The organism is Kitasatospora sp. NPDC058032 (assembly GCF_042885845.1).
Taxonomy (GTDB): domain Bacteria; phylum Actinomycetota; class Actinomycetes; order Streptomycetales; family Streptomycetaceae; genus Kitasatospora.
On sequence record NZ_JBHVRK010000007.1, the window covers coordinates 89,212 to 108,421 of the forward strand.

Genomic DNA, 19,210 nt, shown 5'->3' on the forward strand with positions numbered 1-19,210 from the left:
CGGGAGAGTCTCGTGTCCGGACACCTGCTGCACGTCAATGCGACGGTCACCTGCCCGCACGGCGCCCAGGCGACCGCCCGCCCCGTCCAGGCCCGGGTGCTGGTCGCCGGGCAGGCCGTCACCGCCACCGCCGACCCGTACACCGTGACCGGCTGCCCCTTCACCGTGGCCGGCAAGCCGCAGCCCTGCGTCACGGTGCACTGGGTGGTGCCCTCCGCCCGGATCCGGGTGAACGGCTCCCCCGCGCTGCCGCGGTCCGCCGTCGGGCTGTGCCGGAGCGCCGAGCAGATCCCGCAGGGGCCGCCGGTCGTGACCGTCGTCCAGCAGCGGGCGGTGGGCACATGAGCGGCACGGGGTACCCGGGGAGCGGCGCCGGTCCGGCCCGGACGGACCTCGCGTTCCCGTTCCGGACCGACCGCCGGGGGCGCACCGCCGAGGCGGCGTACGACGACCATGTGCGCGACCTGATCGAGCAGTTGCTGTTCACCAGCCCCGGCGAGCGGGTGATGTACCCGGACCTCGGCTGCGGGCTGCTCGACCTGGTGTTCGCGCCGAACAGCCCGGAGCTGGCGGCCACCCTGCGGCTGTCCGTGCAGGCGGCGCTGCAACGCTGGCTCGGCGATGTGATCGAGGTGGCCTCGCTCGACGTGACGAGCGAGGACAACGTGGTGCGGGTCGAGCTGGCGTACGTCGTCAGCCGGACCGGCTCGCAGCGGCAGGACGTTTTCGAGGGCGGGGTGGCGGCATGACCGGGCGATCCGGGGACCCGACGGTCCGGTGCGGGACGGAACAACGGCGCGCCGACGTGCGGGCGGCGCGGCTGCTGGGCCTGGACGGCGCCGAACCGGGCGACGACGGGCGCACGCTGAGCGTGACCTTCCTCGGCCGGGCCCCCGACGAGCTGGGCCCGCAGAACGTCCGCGTCGACGGCGGCCGGCGGATCACCGGCCTGCGCGCCCTCGCGGTCGACATCGAGCGCGCGGACGACCCGGAACTCGACGACCGGATGCACGTCACCCTCGACCGCCGTGGCGACACCTCCCGCTACCGGCTGACCGTGGTGGAGCCGGACGCCCACGGCCGGCCGGGCACCCGCCCGTACCCGGGCTTCGATCCGCGCTACGCGAGCACCGGGTTCTCCTTCGGCGCCGACTGCCCCTCGCCCTTCGACTGCCGCACCGGGGAGGACTGTCCGCCCGCCGTCCGGCCGGCCCCGGTCATCGACTACACCGCCCGCGACTACGAGAGCCTGCGACGGCTGGTGCTGGACCGGATGAGCCTCACCGTGCCCGGCTGGTCCGAGCGGCACCTGCCCGACCTCGGCATCACCCTGGTCGAGCTGCTCGCCCACACCGCCGACCAGCTCTCCTACCAGCAGGACGCGGTGGCCACCGAGGCGTACCTCGACACCGCCCGCCGCCGGGTGTCGGTGCGCCGGCACGCCCGGCTGGTCGACTACGCCGTGCACGAGGGCTGCAACGCCCGGGCGCTGGTCGCGCTGACGGCCGACCGACCGCTCACCCTGCGGCACGGCACCTTCCGCTTCGCCGCCGTCGACGCCGGCCGGCTCGGCCCGCAGGACCGCCCCGAGCTGTCCACGGTGATCCCGGACGAGCAACTGGACGCGCTCGCCGGGTCCGCCACCGTCGAGGTGTTCGAGCCGCTCGACGGGGCGGACGTGGTGCTGCACCCGGCGCACAACACCATCCGGTTCTGGACCTGGGGCGACCAGGACTGCGTGCTGCCCCGGGGCGCGACCTCCGCGACCCTGCGCGACGGCCGGACCGCGACCGGACCGCAGGCGACCGGCGTGCCGGAAGCCCGTGTGCAGGACACCGGCCCGCAGGAAACCGGCCCGGACGAAGCCGGCCCGCACGAAACCGGCCGGCCGCAGGGCCATGCCCGGCAGCTGGCGCTGCACCCCGGCGACCTGCTGATCATCGAGGAGGTGCTCGGCCCGCGCACCGGCGCCGCCGCCGACGCCGACCCCGCGCACCGCCAGGCCGTGCGGCTCACCTCCGTCACCCCGCTGGTCGACGAGCTGTACGGACAGCCCGTGGTCGAGGTCACCTGGGCGCCCGAGGACGCGCTCGCCTTCCCGGTCTGCCTGTCGTCGCACGGCGGGAGCGACTGCGCCCCGATCGCCGATGTGAGCGTCGCCCGCGGCAACGTCGTCCCGGTCGACCACGGCCGCTCCCTCACCTTCTGCGACGGAGCCCCGGAGACCTTCGCGGTACCGCCGGAGCCGGTCCGGGTGGCGCCCTGCGGACCGGACGGGTCCGGCTGCGCGGACCGCACCGGGGGCAGCCCCGCGGCGGAGGCCGTCCACGAGCTGCTCACGCGGACCCGGAGTGGCCGCCGGCTCGACCCGGAGCAGCTCCACGCGCTGTCCGCGCTGGTCGGCGAGGCGGCGGTGCGGCGGGCCGGGCTGAGCGTACGCCTCGCGCCCGGCGCGGGCGCCGAGGGCGAGGACGGCGGCGCCGTGGTCGAGCCGCCCACCGCCGACGCCCAGGCGGCGGCGCTGGAGACGCTGCTCGACCAGACCCGCTACCCCGTCCTGCCGCCGCCCTTCCGCCCCGTGCTGCGCTACGCGCCGGTCACCCGGGCGGCCGGCTACCCGGACCGGGCGCACGTCTGCGCCGGGCAGGCCGCGCTGCTCGCCGGCATTCCCGAACGGGTCCGCGCACGGCTGGAGGAGCTGTGGCACCGGGCGCACCGCGGCCACGCCCCGTCCCGCGCCGAACTCGCCGAACTGACCGTCCTGTTCGGCGCCCGGGTGGTCGCCGGGCTGCACCTCGCCGACCGGCCCGCCGCCGCCCTGCGCGAGTTACTGGCCCGCCGTACCCGGCTGCTCGCGGCCAAGCAGCGCCGTCTCGACCTGCTCACCGCGCGGGCCCGCGCCGGCGGGGTGCTGCGGCGCTCCGGCGTCTGGGAGGTGGCCCGGAGCTGGGGCGCCCGGTACGCCGCCGGGCTCGACCCCGACTCCCCCGCGCTGGCCGGCCCGGCGAGCGCGCTCGCCGTCCAGGACCCGCGTTCCGCCCTGCCCGCGGTCCGGGCCACCGCCGACGGCCAGGAGTGGACACCCCGCCAGGACCTGCTCGCCGACGGCCGGCGCGACCGGCACTTCGTGGGCGAGCCGGAGGAGGACGGCCGCCTCGCGCTGCGCTTCGGCGACGGCCGGCACGGCCTGCCGCCGCGGCCCGGCGCGCAGGTGCGGGTCGGCTACCGGATCGGCAACGGCACGGCCGGGAACGTCGGCGCGGAGGCCGTCAACCATCTGGTGGTCTGCCACCGACCGCAGGACGGCGGCCCCGCCACCCGGCCGCAGGACGCGGTGCGCCTGGTCCGCAACCCGCTGCCCGCGACCGGCGGCGTCGGCCCCGAACCGCTCGACCAGGTGCGCCAGTCGGCCCCGCTCGCGCTGAGCCGCACTCGGCTGCGCGCCGTCACGGCCGCCGACTACGCGGAGCTGGCCGCCGCCCGGCCGGGGGTGCGGCGGGCCGCCGCCGAGCTCCGCTGGACCGGCAGCGTCCAGGAGGTCCACGTCGCCGTCGAGCCGTACGGGCAGGCGACGGCGGACCCCGCCCTGCTGGAGGCGGTCGGACAGGGCCTGGAGGTGTACCGCCGGATCGGCCACGACCTGGTCGTCCGCCCCGCCCTGCTGGTGCCGCTCGACCTCGAACTGCGGATCTGCGCCGCCCCCGGGCACCAACGCGGCCATCTGCTGGCCGAGTTGCGGCGGGTGCTGGGCAGCCGCGCGCTGCCGGACGGCCGGCTCGGCTTCTTCCACCCCGACGCGCTGGACTTCGGCGAGCCGGTGCGGGTCTCGCGGCTGGTGGCCGCGGCGGCCGCCGTGCCGGGCGTGGTCAGCGCCCAGGTCACGCGGCTGCGGCGGCAGTTCGGGCGGGACGACGGCGAGCCGGCCGACGGGCTGCTGCGGATCGGCGCGCTGGAGATCGCCTGCTGCGACAACGACCCCGACCGGCCGGAGAACGGCCGGCTCTCGCTCGTGATCGGAGGTGGCCGGTGAACGGCCAGTGCACCTGCGGCTGCGCGGGCACCGCGACCGCGACCCCGGCCCCGCTGTTCAACCCGCCCGGACTGGACGCCATCGGCTACCGGGTCGGCCGCTACGGGCAGTTCCTCGACAGCCTGCTCGCCCGGCTGTCCGGCCCCGCCTACCCCGCGCTGCGCGACCTGACGGTCCGCACCCCGGACGACCCGGCGATCGCGCTGCTGGACTCCTGGGCCGTGCTCGCCGACCTGCTCACCTTCCACTCGGAGCGGATCGCCAACGAGGGCTATCTGCGCACCGCCACCGACGAGGGCTCGCTCACCCTGCTCGGCCGGCTGGTCGGACACCGGCCCCGGCCCGGCGTGGCCGCCGGCACCCACCTCGCCTACACGCTCGACCAGGACCCGCGGGCCGCCGAGGACCCGGTCGTGATCGTGCCGCGCGGCGCCCGCAGCCAGAGCGTCCCCGGCCCCGGCGAGGACCCGCAGTCCTTCGAGACCGCCGAGGACCTCCCCGCCCGCGCGGCCTGGAACGAACTGGCCGTCCTGCGCCGCCGCCCGTACCAGCTGACGCCCGGCCGGCTGAACCCCGGCGGTCGGGCCGAGCTGTTCGCCGCCGGCACCGCCAACAACATCAGGCCCGGCGACCGGCTGCTGTTCGTCTTCAGCGCCGACAAGGCCGCCGACCCGGTCCACCGGGTGCTGCGGCTGGTGCCCGAGGTGCGGCTCGACCGCGAGAACGACGTCACGGTGATCGGACTCCCCCGGGACCTGCGCACCCTCAAGGACCTGCGCGCCGAGCTGGCGGACTGGATCACCGAGTCCGAGACCGCCCCGAACCCCCGGCCCGGCCCGAGCCGGATCGTCCGGGACTTCGACGCGCAGGTGCTGGCCCCGCTGCGCGCCGACCTCGACCGGCCCTCCGGCCCGCTGAGCACCCCGGCCGGCTACGCCGACCGGCTCGCCCCGGTGCTCGTCCGGACCGCCGAGGCCGCCGAACTGGCCCGCCCCCGCAAGCCGGTGGCCGACTGGTTCGGCCGCCTCGGTGACGAACTGTCCGCCCTGCGCGACCGCGCCCACCAGCTGGAGCCGCCGCAGGTCCCCGAGGGGACCGGACCGCAGCCGGGCGGCCCCCCGGCCGGCGACCCGGCCGTCCGCGGACTCGGCCCGCTGCTGGCCGCGCTGCGCACCACCGCCGCCCGGCCCCCGCTCGGCGCCCGGGACCTCGCCCGCGACCCGAAGCGCCTGTTCGCCCCGGGCTCGGACCTCGGCGCGCAGCTGCTCGCCGCCCTCGACCCCCGGCTGCGCGACGGCCTCTACCCCGCCTGGCGCCGGGTCGACCTGACGGTGCCGCCCGCCGTGCACGAGATCCAGGCGATGCGGGTGGTGGCCACCCCGTTCGGCGCCACCGCGCCGCTCAAGCCCGTCTACGGCGCCGACGGCCGGATCGACCGCTACGTGGACTGGCCGCTCTCCGGCAGCACCCTGATCGGCGTCCGGGTCACCTTCGACGCCGCCGGCGCCGTCCCCAGGACCGCCGACTTCACCTATGTCGAGGCCGGCAGCCTGCTGCACAGCGGCTTCTCGCTGCCGTGGGACCACACCTTCCCGTTCGGGCCCGGCCAGGTCGAGGTGGTCACCACCGAGCCGCCGACGCCTCCACCGAACCCGCCGAACCCACCCAATCCTCCGAACGCGCCCAAAGCGCCGGGCCCGCACGCCTCCGCCGTGCCCTCCTCCGACCCGGAACCCGGCGTCAGCGCCCGGTTCCTGCCCGGGCTGCCCGAACGCAGGGTCTCGGTGTCCCGCCCGCAGGCCGACGACCGCGTCCATGTGACGATCGACGGCGGCCCCGGCCCCACGCTCGACTACCGGCTCGACCCGGGCCAGGAGAAGACCGGCGAGTCCGGCGAGCTGAACGTCCGGGTGCACCGCTACCCCGCCACCGAGCAGTCACCGCCCGCCGTCGAGGTGGTGTTCACCACCAAGCTGCAACCGGTCTCCGGCACGGTCCTCACCCTCGACGCCGTGTACGACCAGATCGCGCCCGGCAGTTGGGTGGTCATCCAGCGCCCGCGCAAGGGGCTCGACGGCGGCATCCCGGGCAGCCGCGACCTCGCCGAGGTCATCACCCGGGTGACCGACGTGCGGGTGATCTCCCGCGCCGACTTCGGCATCACCGGCAAGGTGACCGAACTGTCGCTCCAGCAGCAGTGGCTGGACGACCAGGACACCCAGCTCTCGCACATCCGCGACGCCACCGTCTACGCCCGCGGCGAGTCCCTGCGGCTCGCCGACGAGCCCGTCACCGAGGACGTGCACGGCGACCGGATCGAACTCGCCCGGCTCCACGACGGGCTGACGCCCGGCCGGTGGATCGTGGTCGACGGCGAGCGGACCGACATCCCGCACACCACCGGGGTCCGGGCGAGCGAACTCGCCATGATCGCCGGTGTCGAGCAGGGCGTCGACCCGCGACTGCCCGGGGACACCGTCCGCACCACGATCACGCTCAGCGCCGACCTCGCCCACCGCTACCGGCGCGACACCGTCCGGATCCTCGGCAACGTGGTCCGCGCCACCCAGGGCGCCACCCGCGACGAGGCCATCGGCAGCGGCGACGCCGGCGTCCCCGGCCAGCGCTTCGCCCTCTGGCAGTCCCCGCTCACCTGGCTGGCCGCCGACACCCCCGGCGGCGCCCGCAGCACCCTGGAGGTCCGGGTCGACGGGGTGCGCTGGCACGAGGTCGACAGCCTCGCCGGGCGCGGCCCGGACGAACGGGTCTACGTCACCGCGACCGCGTCCGACGGCCGCACCACCGTCACCTTCGGCGACGGCGTGCACGGTTCGCGCCTGCCCACCGGCCGGGAGAACGTCCGCGCCCGCTACCGGATCGGCATCGGCGCGCCGGGCAACGTCGGCGCCGGCCGGATCACCCAGCTCACCACCCGTCCGCTCGGCGTCTCCGCCGTCGTCAACCCGCTGCCCGCCACCGGCGGCGCCGACCCCGACGGCCCGGGCCTCGCCCGGCGCACCGTCCCGCTCGCCGTCACCGCCCTGGACCGGCTGGTCTCGGTCCCGGACTACGAGGACTTCACCCGCTCCCGGGCCGGCATCGGGCGCGCCGCCGCCACCCGGCTCTCGGACGGCCGGCGCGAACTCGTGCACGTCACGGTGGCCGGGGTGGACGACATCCCGCTCACCGACGGCTCCGACCCGGTCCGCACCCTGCGCTCCGCGCTCACCGCCTGCGGCGACCCGAGGCTGCCGGTCGAGGTCGCGCCGCGCGAACTCGTCCTGCTGGTCGTCGCCCTGAGCGTCGAGCTCGACCCGGACCACTCCTGGGACGTGGTCGAACCGGCACTGCGCCGCGCCCTGCTCGACCGCCTCGGCTACGCCGGTCGCCAACTCGGCCAGAGCGCCCACCTGTCCGAGGTGCTCGCCACCGCCCAGGCCGTCCCCGGCGTGGACCGCGCGGACGTCGACGCCTTCACCGGCGTACCCGGCAGCCTCACCCCCGAGGGCCTGGAGCGGCTGCCCGAGCAGCTCGCCCGGCCGTGGCCGACCGTCCCGGCCCGGCTCGCCCGCTTCGAGGAGCAGCGGTACCGGGTGCGCGACCCCGCCGGGGAGAGCCTCACCGACATCGCCGCCCGCCACGGCATCCCGCTCGCGGAGCTGCTGCGGCTCAACCCCGGCATCACCGACACCCGGCCGCTGTCGGCCGGCCGGGTGCTGACGGTCTTCCGCGGCATCCGCCCGGCCCAACTCGCCCTGCTGTCGGCGGATCTGCCCGACACGCTGATCCTCAAGGAGGTCCGCACATGACCGGCCCGAGCGAGCGGGACCCGGACGGGCTGCTGGAGCTGCTGCCGCAGTGGCACCGGCTGCGGGACGCCGAGGCGGGTGAGCCGCTGCGCGCCCTGCTGGCCGTCGTCGCCGAGCAGGTGGACCTCGTGCGCGAGGGCATCGACCAGGGCTACCGGGACTGGTTCGTGGAGACCGCCGCCGACTGGGCCGTCGCCTACCTCGGTGACCTGGTCGGCTACCGGATCCTGCCCGGCTACGAGGAGGTGCTCGCCACCGGTCTGCACGGCGAGGCCTCCCCCGAGCGGGCGGCGGCCCGCGACCGGCTCGCCGCCCGGCTGGCGCCGCGCCAGGACGTCGCGAACACCGTCGCCAACCGGCGGCGCAAGGGCACGCTCGCCCTGCTGGAGGAGCTGTCCGCCTCGGTCGCCGACTGGCCGGCCCGGGCCGTGGAGCTCTCCCGGCTGCTCGGCGGCACCCAGCCGGTGCGGCTGCTGCGCCCCGACGAGGAGAGCGCCGACCGGCTGCGGCTGGGCCGCGGCCGGCTGGTCGACGTCCGGGACGGCGCGGCGCTGGACCTGCTCGACGGGCCGTTCGACGGCCAGGCGCACACCGCCGACGTCCGCCGGGCCGCCTCCGCCCGCCGCCGGGGCGGCCGCACGCCGGCCGGGGTCGCCCTGTACGTCTGGCGGTTGAGGCCGTACTCCGTCACCCGGGCGCCCGCCTACTGCGTCGACCGGGCCAGGAACCTCTTCACCTTCTCGGTCCTCGGCAACGACACCCCGCTGTTCACCCGGCCCGAGCCGGAGCCGTCGGCCTCCCACCTCGCGGCGATCGACAACGTGCCGGCACCGATCCGGCGCCGGCAGCTCGCCGAGCGCCTGGCCGACTACTACGGGCCCGGCAAGAGCTTCGCGATCTGGCGCGACGGCGCCCAGGAGCCGATCCCGCCCGCCGAGATCACGGTGGCCGACCTGACCGGCTGGACCTACCGGCCCGCCCGCGGCCAGGTCGCCGTCGACCCGGTGCTCGGCCGGATCGCCTTCGGCGCCCGCTGCGCCCCGCGCCGCGGCGTCCTGGTCGACCACCACTACGCGTTCGCCGACGACACCGGCGGCGGCGAGTACCCGCGCGACCGCCCGGAGGCCCGGCACCGGCCGGTCTACCGGGTCGGGCCCGGCCAGTCGTACGAGCGGATCAACGAGGCGTACGAGCGGTGGCGGGCCGATCAGCAGGCCGGTACCGCGGGCGGCGCCGCCGTCATCGAGATCACCCACAGCGGCGCCTACCAGGAGCAGCTGGACTTCGACCTGGCGGCCGACGACCGCCTCGAACTGCGCGCCGCCGAGGGCACCCGCCCGGTGATCCGGCTGCTCGACTGGTACAGCAACCGGCCGGACGCGCTCAACGTCCGCGGCGCGTGCCCGGGCGGGCGGCTGGTCCTGGACGGCCTGCTGATCACCGGTCGCGGCGTCAACGTCACCGGACCGCTGGCCTCCGTCACCCTGCGGCACTGCACCCTGGTGCCGGGCTGGTCGCTGGAGCCGCACTGCGCACCGCACGCGCCGCACGAGCCCAGCCTGGTGCTGGACCGCACGACGGCCTGCGTCCGGATCGAGCGGTGCGTCCTGGGCGCGATCCAGGTCATCGGCGACGAGGTGGACACCGACCCGCTGGAGATCCACCTCGCGGACAGCATCCTGGACGCCACCGGGCCCGACCGGCCGGCGCTCTCCGGACCCGACTGCGAGCACGCCCACGCGCTGCTGCACGCGCACCGCTCCACCGTGCTCGGCGAGGTGCACACCCACGCGGTGCCGATCGCCGAGGACTGCGTCTTCACCGGGCGGCTGCGGGTGGCCCGCCGCTCACCCGGCTGCCTGCGGTTCTGCTACGTCCCCCCGGGCTCGCGTTCCCCGCGCCGGTACGCGTGCCAGCCGGACCTGGTGCGCGCGGCGGTGACCGAGCTGGCCGAGCGCGGCGAGCTGTCCCCGGCGCAGGCCGCCCGGCTGCGCGAGGTGGAGGCCGAGCGGGTCCGCCCGCTGTTCGCCTCCCTGCGCTACGGCACGCCCGACTACGGCCGGCCGGCCGCCGGGTGCGCGCCGGAGATCACCCGGGGCGCCGAGGACCGCTCCGAACTGGGCGCCTTCCACGACCTGTTCCAGCCCCAGCGCGAGGACAACCTGCGGGCGCGGCTGGCCGAGTACACGCCGGCCGGCACCGACGCCGGGATCTTCTTCGCCTCCTGACCCGCTCCCGACCCCCGACTGTGAGAGGGAAACCGTGCACGCAGACTTCTCGCGCCTGACCTTCCGGCCCGGCAGGCACTACTCCGCGGTGCTGACCCAGCAGGGCCGGGTCCAGCTGGACGCCGACGCCAACGAGCAGGCCGCGATCGAGCGCTACCAGCTGCGCACGCTCGCCGCCGACCTGATCGGCCGCCACGGCGGACCGGCCGCGGCGGCCGGGTTCGCGATCGTCCACCTGCCGGGCAACCACGACCTGGACGACCTCGGCATCGGCGGCGGCCGCTACTACGTGGACGGCATCCTGTGCGAGGCCGACCGGCCCGGGCCCGACCCCGCCGTGCCCGACGAGGGTGATCCGGGCGGCGGTGAGGCGGACGTCCGGCAGGAGCCCGCCGGCTGGACGTACTGGGACCAGCCGGACGCCTACCGGGACCAGGAGCGGCCCGGCGACCGGCTGCCCGGCGAATTCCCGTTCCTGGTCTACCTGAAGGTCTGGGAGCGCAGTGTCACGGCCGTCGAGGACCCGGAGATCCGCGAGGTCGCGCTCGGTGCGGCGATGCCCGACACGGCGGCCCGGGCCAAGGTCGTCTGGCAGGTACTCGCCCTGCCGGCCTCGGAGTTGGGAGCGCCGGACGGCGGGGAGTCCCGGGTGCGGGAGGCCTTCGACGCCTGGGCCGAGGCGCGGGAGCGGCCCGCCACCCGGCTGGCCGCGCGCGCCCGGCGGCCGGAGCGGGCGAGCGAGGACCCGTGCCTGGCCCACCCGGAAGCCGGCTACCGGGGCCCGGAGAACCAGCTGTACCGGGTGGAGGTCCACCGCGGCGGCTCGGCCGGGGGCGGGGCCACGTTCAAGTGGTCCCGGGAGAACGGCTCGGTCGTCCTGCCGGTCGTCTCGATCGAGGGCGTCTGGGTCGATCTCACCACGCTGGGCGACGACGACCGGCTCGGCCTCTCGGTCGGCGACTGGGTCGAGGTCGCGGACAGCGCCTACGTCAGCCGGGAGGAGCCGGCGGACCTGCTGCAGGTGGCGGAGACCGACCTGCCGGGGCGCCGGGTGCGGCTGTCCGCCGAACCGGTGCCGGAGGTCGGGCGGCTGGCCGGGCGTCACCCCTTCCTGCGCCGCTGGGACCACCGGGCGCCGCGCGGCCGGGACGCCCTGCCGCCGGCCGGCGGTGCGCTGCGGGTCCAGGAGGGGACCTGGCTCGACCTGGAGGACGGCGTCCAGGTGTACTTCCGGCCGTGCGGCGAGTACACCCGGGGCGACTACTGGCTCGTTCCGGCCCGGACCGCCACCGGTTCGGTGGAGTGGCCGCAGAACGCCGCCGGCGAGGCGCTGCTGCGGCCCCCGGCCGGCGTGCGGGTCCACCACGCCCCGCTCGCCTGGGTGACCGGGCCGGCCACGGTGGTCGACCTCCGGCAGACCTTCGCCCCGTTGGCCTGACCACCCCGCGCCCGCGGCCCGTTCAGGGACGGCTACCGCGGTGTCGCGCGGCCGGTGCAGGACGCGCCGGACGTGGTGGACGCGCCGGACGCGCTGGACGTGGTGGACGCGCTGGACATGGTGGTTGCGGTGGGCTCCCCACGGGGCGGACCGGGCTACCCGGCGACCGGGCCGCCGGGGGCGGGCAGGGCCACCTGCGGGAGCCGGGGGTCCGGCGTGGGCGGGATGACGTCGGCGGTCTCGACCATCCACCGCAGCACCGCGTCACGCAGGCGCTGCTCGACCGCGGCGTGCTCGGCGCGGCCCGCCAGGTTGCTGCGCTCCTGCGGGTCGCTCGCGCGGTGGTACAGCTCCGCCGGCTCGTAGAGCCGCCAGACGTACGTCCACTCGCGGTCCCGGACGGCGACCGCCTTGCCCACCAGCGCGGGGTCCTCGTGCTGGAGGGCGCCCTTGAGGTCGTACGGGAAGCCCGGGCGCTCCATCCGGGGCTCCTCCTCGACGGTGAAGCCGCCCTCGGTGAAGGCGTACTCGCGGTGCGGGGCAGCCGGGTCGCGCAGCAGCGGCACCAGGCTGCGTCCGAAGTGGCGGTGCGGGGCCTCGACGCCGGCCAGCTCCAGCACGGTGGGCAGGACGTCGACCATCTCCACCATGGCGTCGCTGGCCTGTCCCCCGGCGAAGCCTCCGCCGCTGATGATCAGCGGGTCGCGGGTGATGCAGTCGTGCATCGCCGACGGCCACTTCTCGATCAGCCCGAAGTCTCCGAGGTACTCGCCGTGGTCGGCGAAGAACAGGGTCACGGTGTCGTCCGCGGCACCGGCGTCCGCGACCGCGCCCATCACCCGCCCGAGCTGGTCGTCCAGGCGGGCGATCATCCCGTAGTAGGTGGCCACCACCTCGCGCCACTGCTCCGGGGTGACCTCGCCGATGCCGTAGCGTTCGCGGATCGCCGCCATGTACCGCGGTTCGCCGGACGGGTCACCGGGGGCGACGGGGTCGGGGAGGGCGTCCCGGTCGACCTGGGAGAACCAGGGCTCCTCGACCTGGAACGGGCAGTGCGGCGCCACCAGCGGGACGAACAGCACCCAGGGCTGCTCGGGCGGGTCCGCCAGCCACCGTTCGGCGGAGCGGATCGCGGCTTCGTCGGGGTCGATCCGCCCGTCGTCGGGGACCGCGCCCCGGTAGAACAGGCGGGACCAGACGCCGTCGGGGTACTCCCCTCCGTAGCCGACGGTGGGCATGACCGAGAAGCCGTACTCGTGGACGCTCGCCTCGGTGACGCCCGGGGCGAAGGTGTCGCCGCGGGCGCCCGCCCAGGTGACGTGGTAGCCGGCGTCCTTGAGGATGCGCAGCAGGTTCGGCTCGTGCTCCTTGAGCAGGTGGGTGAGGGTCCGGTGGCCGGCCGTGTGCGGGTACCAGCCGGTGAGGACGGACGCCCGGCTGGGCGAGCAGACCGGGTGCTGGACGTACGCCTGGTTGAAGGTGGTGCCGCGGGCGGCGAGGGCGTCCAGGTGCGGGGTGCGGACGTACGGGTTGCCGAACGCGCCGACGGCGTCGGCCCGCAGCTGGTCGGGCATGAGGATCACGAAGTTGGGACGGCGGGTCATGTGCGTTTCCTAGCTCTGCGTTTCGTTCGGAAGCGGCCGGCTGTCGGTGGCCCGACGGTCCAGCTCGGCCTGGACGGCGGCGACGTCGCGGCCGTAGGTGCGGTACAGCGGCGTGGCGAGGAGGCCGTTCGCGAGGACGACGACGACCACCATCCACAGGAAGGTGGCCTGCAGCCCGACGGCGTCCCCGAGGAAGCCGACCAGCAGGGTGATCACGGCCCATCCGATCCCCTCCAGGCCGAGGAAGACCGCGAAGGCCGCTCCGCGCAGTTCCGGCGGCGTGATGGCCATGACGACCGGCCGGTTGACCGACGGCTGGAGGCCCTGCAGCAGGCCCAGCAGCGAGAAGAGGACGGCGTAGATCCCGAGGTGGGTCCAGGCGATCTGGGTGGCGGTGTAGGCGACGGCACCGTACCCGAGGAACGCGGTCTGCAGGACGGCGATGCGGCCCGAGCCGGGGAAGCGGCGCTGCACGCGGTCCGCGGCCAGCCCGCCGGCGAGGGTGCCGATCAGGTACGACAGCGAGGTGGGGAAGACCACCAGTGAGGCCTGCGCGTTGCTGAAGCCGCGGTCGTCGACCAGGAACACCACGCCGAAGGCGACCATCACGAACTGGGCGCTGAGCACGCGTTGCAGACACATCAGCGGGAAGCTGCGGATGCCGGCCAGCCGGCGCAGGCTCGCCCGGTCGAAGGAGCGGCCGCGCGGCGCGGCGGATCCGGTCCTCACCGCGGCGAGCTGGTGCTCGGCCCCGCCGACGCCCGGGTCCCGGAAGAACAGCAGGATGCCGAGCCCCGCCAGCAGTTGCAGGGCGCCGACGGCGAAGAACCCGTACCGCCATCCGCCGTCGACCCGGGACAGCTGACCGAGCAGCGGGCCGAGGACCGCGGTGACCAGGGCGACGCTGCCGAACAGGACACCCGCCGCCCGGCCGCGGGTCCGGTCGTCGAAGAGGTCGGCGAGGATGCCGTTGATGAGGGGGCCGCTGCCGACGACGCCGACGGCGGCGATCCCGAAGAGCACCACGAGCTGAAGGTAGCTCTGGGCGAATCCGGTGGCGATCGTCCACACGCCCCACAGGCCGGAGCTGACGGCGAGCACGTACTTGCGCGGGAAGCGCTGGGCGAGGCTCACCCAGAGCGGTCCGAAGACCACCCCGACGACCTTGCCCAGGGCGACGAGCATGCTGAGGGCCGACAGCGGCAGGTTCAGGGCGGACCGCATCGCGGGGAACAGCACCGAGACGGCGCCCTGTTCGCCGTTGTCGGTGGCCATGGCGGCGCTGAGCAGGCCCAGTTGGCGCCAGCGGCCCGGGCTGCCCCGGTCCGCGGAGGTGGCGGGCGGGGAGGCCACCGCGGCGGGCGGCGGGGAATTGGCGGTCATGTGGAACTCCCTTGGCGTGGCGCGCGTCAGTTGGGCCGCACGGACCGCTGGTCACGGGTCTGCAGCAGGGCCGCCCAGCGGGCCGCGAGTTCGGCGGTGCGCGGGCGGTCGGGGGCGTGCCAGGAGACCGGCACGTTCAGGGAGGCGAGGCGGGCTTCGAGGTCCTCGGCGAGGTGCTCGCGGCCGGTGTCGCGCAGGTGCCGGGCGTACCGCGCGGGGTCGTTGTAGTAGGTGGGCCCGGTCTGGAGGGTCGCCTGCATCGGGTCGGGCAGGCAGCCGGGGCGGCCGGCGTGCTCGTGCCACCACTCGGCGAGGTGGGAGCGCATGACGGCGGCGAGTTCGGGCTCATCGGCGAGCAGGTCGCGGGTGAGGTGGGGGTCCTCGGTGACGTGGAAGAGCTGTTCCCACTCGGCGCGGAAGGCCCCGGGGTGGTAGGTGCGGATGTAGAGGTGGTCGCGGGTGCGCACCGCGCGCTGGTAGGTGTGGGCGCCGTGGCCGAGGACCAGGTACGGGCGGGACTCGATGCTCGCGCCGCGCACCGCGGGGGCGAAGGAGGTGCCCTGCCAGCCAGCCGGTACGGGCAGGCCGAGGAGGTCGCAGAGGGTGGGCGCGAGGTCGATGTTGTAGAGGAGCGCGTCGTTGCGCCGCGCCTCGGCGGGCAGCCGGTCGGTGACGCCGGGCCAGTACACGACCAGCGGCAGCCGGTGGGTCGGTTCGTTGGCCAGGCCGTGCTCCGCGTACGAGCCCTGCTCGCCGAAGGACTCGCCGTGGTCGGCGCTGACGATCACGGCGGTCTCGTCGGCTATGCCCAACTCCTCCAGGGTGGCCATGAGTTGGCCGAAGTGGTGGTCCCAGTGGTGGACCGCGCCGTCGTATCCGTTGATCAGGTGCTCGAAGTCGGCGCGGGAGCGGACGGCGTCGGGCATGTTGTGCGGGACCGGGGAGGTGCCGTCGCCCGTCAGCGAGTAGTGCAGGTCGAGGGCGCTGCGCGGGCCGTAGACCTCGGCGTGGGAGGCGATGGTCTCCTCGTCGGGCCACTCCTGGACGGGTCCGGAGGCGGCCATCTTCTCGGTCCACTCGGCGGGTTGGGTGTAGTCGGTGTGCGGGTCCCAGTAGGTGAGGTGCAGGTACCAGTTCTCGTCGGCGGCGTGCCGGCGGATCCAGTCGGTGGCCGCGCGGTTGACGTCCTGGGCCTCCTCGTCGCCGAGGCGGGCGGTGGCGCGGACGGACTCGCGGAAGTTGGCGTGGAAGAAGTAGGCGCGGTGGCGCTCGGCGAACACCGAGACGGCGGCGGTGTAGTGGCCGCCGAAGCCGAGGACCTGGCCGAGCAGGGGGCGGTCGGGTTCGGGGCCGTGCCCGGGGTCGAGCCGGAACCGGGCGGCCTCGCCGAAATGGCCGATCACGCCGTTGGTGATGCCGAACTGACCGCTCGTCAGCGCCGTCCGGGACGGCAGACAAGGCGAGTCGGAGCAGTAGTAGCGCTCGAAGGTGACCGACTTCTCGGCGAGGGCCTGGAGGTGGGGGGTGGTGGGGCGGTGGTAGCCGTAGGGGGTGGTGTGGTCGGCGCGGAGGGTGTCCACGTCGACGTAGATGATGCGCATGGGGGGACTCCGGGGGGAGCGGGGGCAGGGGCCCGCGCCGGTGCGGCCGACGGGGGACGTCGGACGACCGGTGGGGGTGGGGGTGGGGGGGGTGGCCGCGCGCGGGGGTACGGCGGCTGGCGGGGGGGGGGTGGCCGCGCGGGGGTGTGACGGCCGGGGTGACCGCGCGGTGGGCGCGATGGGCCGCGGTCAGCGGCCGAGCCGCGCCTCCAGGCGGGCCTTGGTGAGCTGGAGCCAGGCGATGTGGGAGGCGGCGAAGGCGTAGCCGTGCTCGTGGGCCGCGGTGTGGACCTCGCGGGCCCAGGCGGCGTCGAGTTCGGGGATCTGCGGGTCGTAGGCGTCAGGCAGCGGCATGGCGCCCGACGCCGCGTGCTGCTCGATCCGGTACTCCAGCTCGGTGGTGACCACGTCCAGGGCGATCGCGGGGTCGAGCTGGCCGGCGAAGAAGAAGCGCAGGGTGAAGTCGGGGTCCTTGGCGCGCGGGGACGGGACGAAGGGGGACCGCGCCCACTCCAGGAGCGCCGCGCGGCCCTCCTCCGTCAGCCGGTACACCTTGGCGTCCGGCCGGCCCTCGCGCGGATCGACCTCGAAGTCCACCCAGCCGCGCTCCAGGAGCTTGGCCAGCCGGCGGTAGATGTGCGGGAGTTGGACGCCGTACCCGATGAACCGGCCCGGCCCCTCCATCCAGCGACGCAGGTCGTAGCCGGACAGCCGGCGCAGGGTCAGCACCCCGAGGATCACATAGTCGAGCTGCATCGGCGGCACCTATGTTCTGAGGAACTTATGACCGACAGACTTACCCGCCGGTAGCCGGATGTCAAGGTTCCGGTGCGGACTTCCGGCGCGGACTCCTCAGGCGTCCGCCGCGCAGCGGAAGCCCGCGTGCCCGCTGGAGCTGTCCGGGCTGTTGGCGGTGCGGGCCGCCACCCGGTAGCGGTTGCAGTAGGAGCGGTGGCACATGTGGGACCCGCCGCGGATGACCTTGTCCGTTCCGCCGGCGGGGCCGGTGGGGTCGACCGCCGGACGGCCGGCCGGGTGGTCGGTGGCCCACCAGTCGGCGCACCACTCCCAGACGTTGCCGGACACGTTGTACAGCCCGAAGCCGTTGGGCTCGAAGGCGTCGACGGGGGCGGTGCCGCGGAAGCCGTCGGCGGCGGTGTTGCGCACCGGGAAGGTGCCGCGCCAGATGTTGCAGCGGTACTCCCCCGCCGGGTCCAGTTCGTCGCCCCACGGGTAGCGCGCCTGCTCCAGGCCGCCGCGCGCCGCGTACTCCCACTCGGCCTCGGTGGGCAGCCGCTTGCCCGCCCAGGCCGCGTACGCCGCGGCGTCGTTCCAGGACACGTGCACCACCGGGTGGTCGCCGCGGTCCTCGACGCCGCTGCCCGGGCCCTCGGGCCGGTTCCACGCGGCGCCGGGCACCCCGCACCACCAGGGGGTGCGCTCGGGGCGCGGGGCGCCGCGGCGCAGCTCGGCGGGCAGGAAGGCCGCGAAGACGTAGGACCAGCCGATGCGCTCGGCCTCGGTGCGGTACCCGGTGTCGGCGACGAACGCGGCGAAGCGGTCGTTGCTGACGGCGTGGGTGTCGATCCGGAAGGGCCTCAGCCGCACCGGGCGCACGGGGCCCTCCCCGTCGGCGGGGAAGCCCTCCGCGTCCTCGGTTCCCATCAGGAACCCGCCGCCGGGCAGCAGCACCGTCCCGTCGGTGGCGGGCGCCCGGCGCGGCGACGGCGCCGGGACCGTCGGCGGGAGCGGCGTCACCGCGCCGCCTCCGGACGGCATGCAGCAGCGGGCGGGCGCGGTGGGGTCGGTCATGCGCGGGTCCTCTTCGTATCGGACTGGGCCTCTCGCCCGGATCTATGTTCTAACGTACATAGCTCCCCGACCCCGGCCAAGAGCGGCGGCCACCCCTACCACCAGCGTCGGCGGCCCCGCAGGTAGTCGCTGGTGGCGTACAGCCAGCGCCCGTACGCCCGGGTCACCAGCGGGCTGGGCACCAGGCGGTCCCAGCGCGGCGGGTGGTAGCGGTAGGTGTACTCGGTGGCGGCCAGCCGGGCGATCGGGGAGACCCGCCGGGAGCGGAGGTGTTCGTAGCGGCGCAGCGCCGCGGTGAGGTTCCCCGGCCGGTGGGCGAGCAGCCGGGCGAGCACCCAGGCGTCCTCCAGCGCCTGGTTGGCGCCCTGGGCGACGATGGGCGGCATCGTGTGGGCGGCGTCGCCGAGCAGGGTCGAGCGCTCGCCGCCCCAGACCCGGCGGACCCGGTGGGTGTGGTGCGGGAACATCTCGATCTCCGCCTCCCGCAGTCCCTCCAGTAGCGCCGGCACCGGCGCGGCCCAGTGGGCGAAGCGCTCGCGCAGCAGCGGCAGGGCGGGTGCGTCGGGTGCGTCGGGTGCGTCGGGTGCACCGGATGCCTCGGGTGCTCCGGACACGCCGGGTGCGCCGGGTGCGCCGGGGCGCCACGGGAAACTGAACCACCACTGCAGGGTGTCCGGCCCCGCGGGCAGCAGTCCGCAGAAGCCGGCCCGCCCGTTGATCATGAGCCCGTGGTGCGGACCGGTGATCCGGGAGCGGAGGCCGGTGAGGCCCTGCCAGGTCGCCCAGCCGGCCGGCTCGGTCGGGTCATGGCCCCACAGGTGCCGCCGTACCGCGGAGTGGTGGCCGTCGGCCCCGATCAGCAGGTCGCCCTCGACGGTGCCACCGTCGGCGAAGACGGCCTGCACGCCGGAGCCGCCCTCCTTGGCCCGCACGAACCGGCGCCCGTACTCGACGGTGCCCTCCGGCAGGCCGTCGGCGAGGCGGGCGAGCAGGTCGCGGCGCGGCGCGGTGATGCTGGGGTGGCCCAGCCGCCGGGTCGCGTGCCCGACGTCGATGGAGTAGAGGTGCTCCCCCGCGTCGGTCCGGTTCTCCAGCCGGTCGATCCGTGCGCCCAGCCCCTCGCCGGAGACCCCGAGCGCGCGGAGGATGCCGACTCCGCCGCTCCAGACAGTGATCGCCGAGCCGGTGGTCCGGGGGCTCGGCGCCTGCTCCAGTACGGTCACCTGGTGCCCGGTCGCGAGCAGTCCCCGGGCGAGTGCCAGGCCGCCGATTCCTGCACCAACTATCAGTAACCGCATGGAAGAT

12 protein-coding genes are annotated in these 19,210 nt (G+C 75.6%); 6 read left to right on the top strand and 6 right to left on the bottom strand.

Annotated elements, in window-relative coordinates:
- The first annotated feature begins 12 nt into the window (after positions 1-12).
- Genes ACFVUH_RS13910 through ACFVUH_RS13935 form a run of 6 tightly spaced genes read left to right on the top strand, consistent with a single transcriptional unit; the run spans position 13 to position 11,505 of the window.
- A complete protein-coding gene (locus tag ACFVUH_RS13910; protein ID WP_355363237.1) occupies positions 13-345 on the top strand; it encodes a hypothetical protein in 333 nt (110 codons plus the stop codon).
- The gene (locus ACFVUH_RS13915) at positions 342-749 is read left to right on the top strand and encodes a GPW/gp25 family protein (RefSeq protein WP_387913251.1); all 408 of its coding nucleotides are present in this window, start codon (positions 342-344) and stop codon (positions 747-749) included. The genes ACFVUH_RS13910 and ACFVUH_RS13915 overlap by 4 nt, the downstream gene beginning before the upstream one ends.
- On the top strand, positions 746-4,030 hold the full coding sequence (locus ACFVUH_RS13920) for a putative baseplate assembly protein (protein WP_387913252.1): 3,285 nt from the start codon (positions 746-748) through the stop codon (positions 4,028-4,030). Before ACFVUH_RS13915 ends, ACFVUH_RS13920 begins: the two co-directional genes overlap by 4 nt.
- Positions 4,027-7,839, top strand: coding sequence for a putative baseplate assembly protein (locus ACFVUH_RS13925; RefSeq protein ID WP_387913254.1), 3,813 nt, complete (start codon positions 4,027-4,029; stop codon positions 7,837-7,839). Before ACFVUH_RS13920 ends, ACFVUH_RS13925 begins: the two co-directional genes overlap by 4 nt.
- Entirely contained in the window at positions 7,836-10,067 is a 2,232-nt protein-coding gene (locus ACFVUH_RS13930) for a hypothetical protein (RefSeq protein ID WP_387913255.1), read from the top strand. Before ACFVUH_RS13925 ends, ACFVUH_RS13930 begins: the two co-directional genes overlap by 4 nt.
- Before the next feature lie 34 nt (positions 10,068-10,101).
- Positions 10,102-11,505 (top strand): DUF6519 domain-containing protein, encoded by a 1,404-nt coding sequence (locus ACFVUH_RS13935; RefSeq protein ID WP_387913256.1) that lies wholly within the window; start codon positions 10,102-10,104, stop codon positions 11,503-11,505.
- Between the two features lie 155 nt (positions 11,506-11,660).
- Here the strand turns inward: ACFVUH_RS13935 and ACFVUH_RS13940 are convergent, their stop codons facing one another.
- The 6 genes from ACFVUH_RS13940 to ACFVUH_RS13965 all read right to left on the bottom strand — a co-directional run bounded on the left by ACFVUH_RS13940 (position 11,661) and on the right by ACFVUH_RS13965 (position 19,203).
- Positions 11,661-13,109 carry a sulfatase-like hydrolase/transferase gene (locus ACFVUH_RS13940; RefSeq protein ID WP_387913257.1) on the bottom strand — a complete coding sequence of 483 codons (1,449 nt, stop codon included), beginning with the start codon at positions 13,107-13,109 and terminating at the stop codon, positions 11,661-11,663.
- Between the two features lie 9 nt (positions 13,110-13,118).
- Positions 13,119-14,492 (bottom strand): MFS transporter, encoded by a 1,374-nt coding sequence (locus tag ACFVUH_RS13945; protein ID WP_387913259.1) that lies wholly within the window; start codon positions 14,490-14,492, stop codon positions 13,119-13,121.
- A gap of 26 nt (positions 14,493-14,518) precedes the next feature.
- Entirely contained in the window at positions 14,519-16,093 is a 1,575-nt protein-coding gene (locus ACFVUH_RS13950) for a sulfatase (RefSeq protein WP_387913261.1), read from the bottom strand.
- Positions 16,094-16,282: 189 nt separating this feature from the next.
- Positions 16,283-16,849, bottom strand: coding sequence for a PadR family transcriptional regulator (locus ACFVUH_RS13955; RefSeq protein ID WP_387913263.1), 567 nt, complete (start codon positions 16,847-16,849; stop codon positions 16,283-16,285).
- Between the two features lie 96 nt (positions 16,850-16,945).
- Positions 16,946-17,905 (bottom strand): formylglycine-generating enzyme family protein, encoded by a 960-nt coding sequence (locus ACFVUH_RS13960; protein ID WP_387913265.1) that lies wholly within the window; start codon positions 17,903-17,905, stop codon positions 16,946-16,948.
- Between the two features lie 95 nt (positions 17,906-18,000).
- A complete protein-coding gene (locus ACFVUH_RS13965) occupies positions 18,001-19,203 on the bottom strand; it encodes an FAD-dependent oxidoreductase (protein WP_387913267.1) in 1,203 nt (400 codons plus the stop codon).
- Positions 19,204-19,210 lie beyond the last annotated feature (7 nt).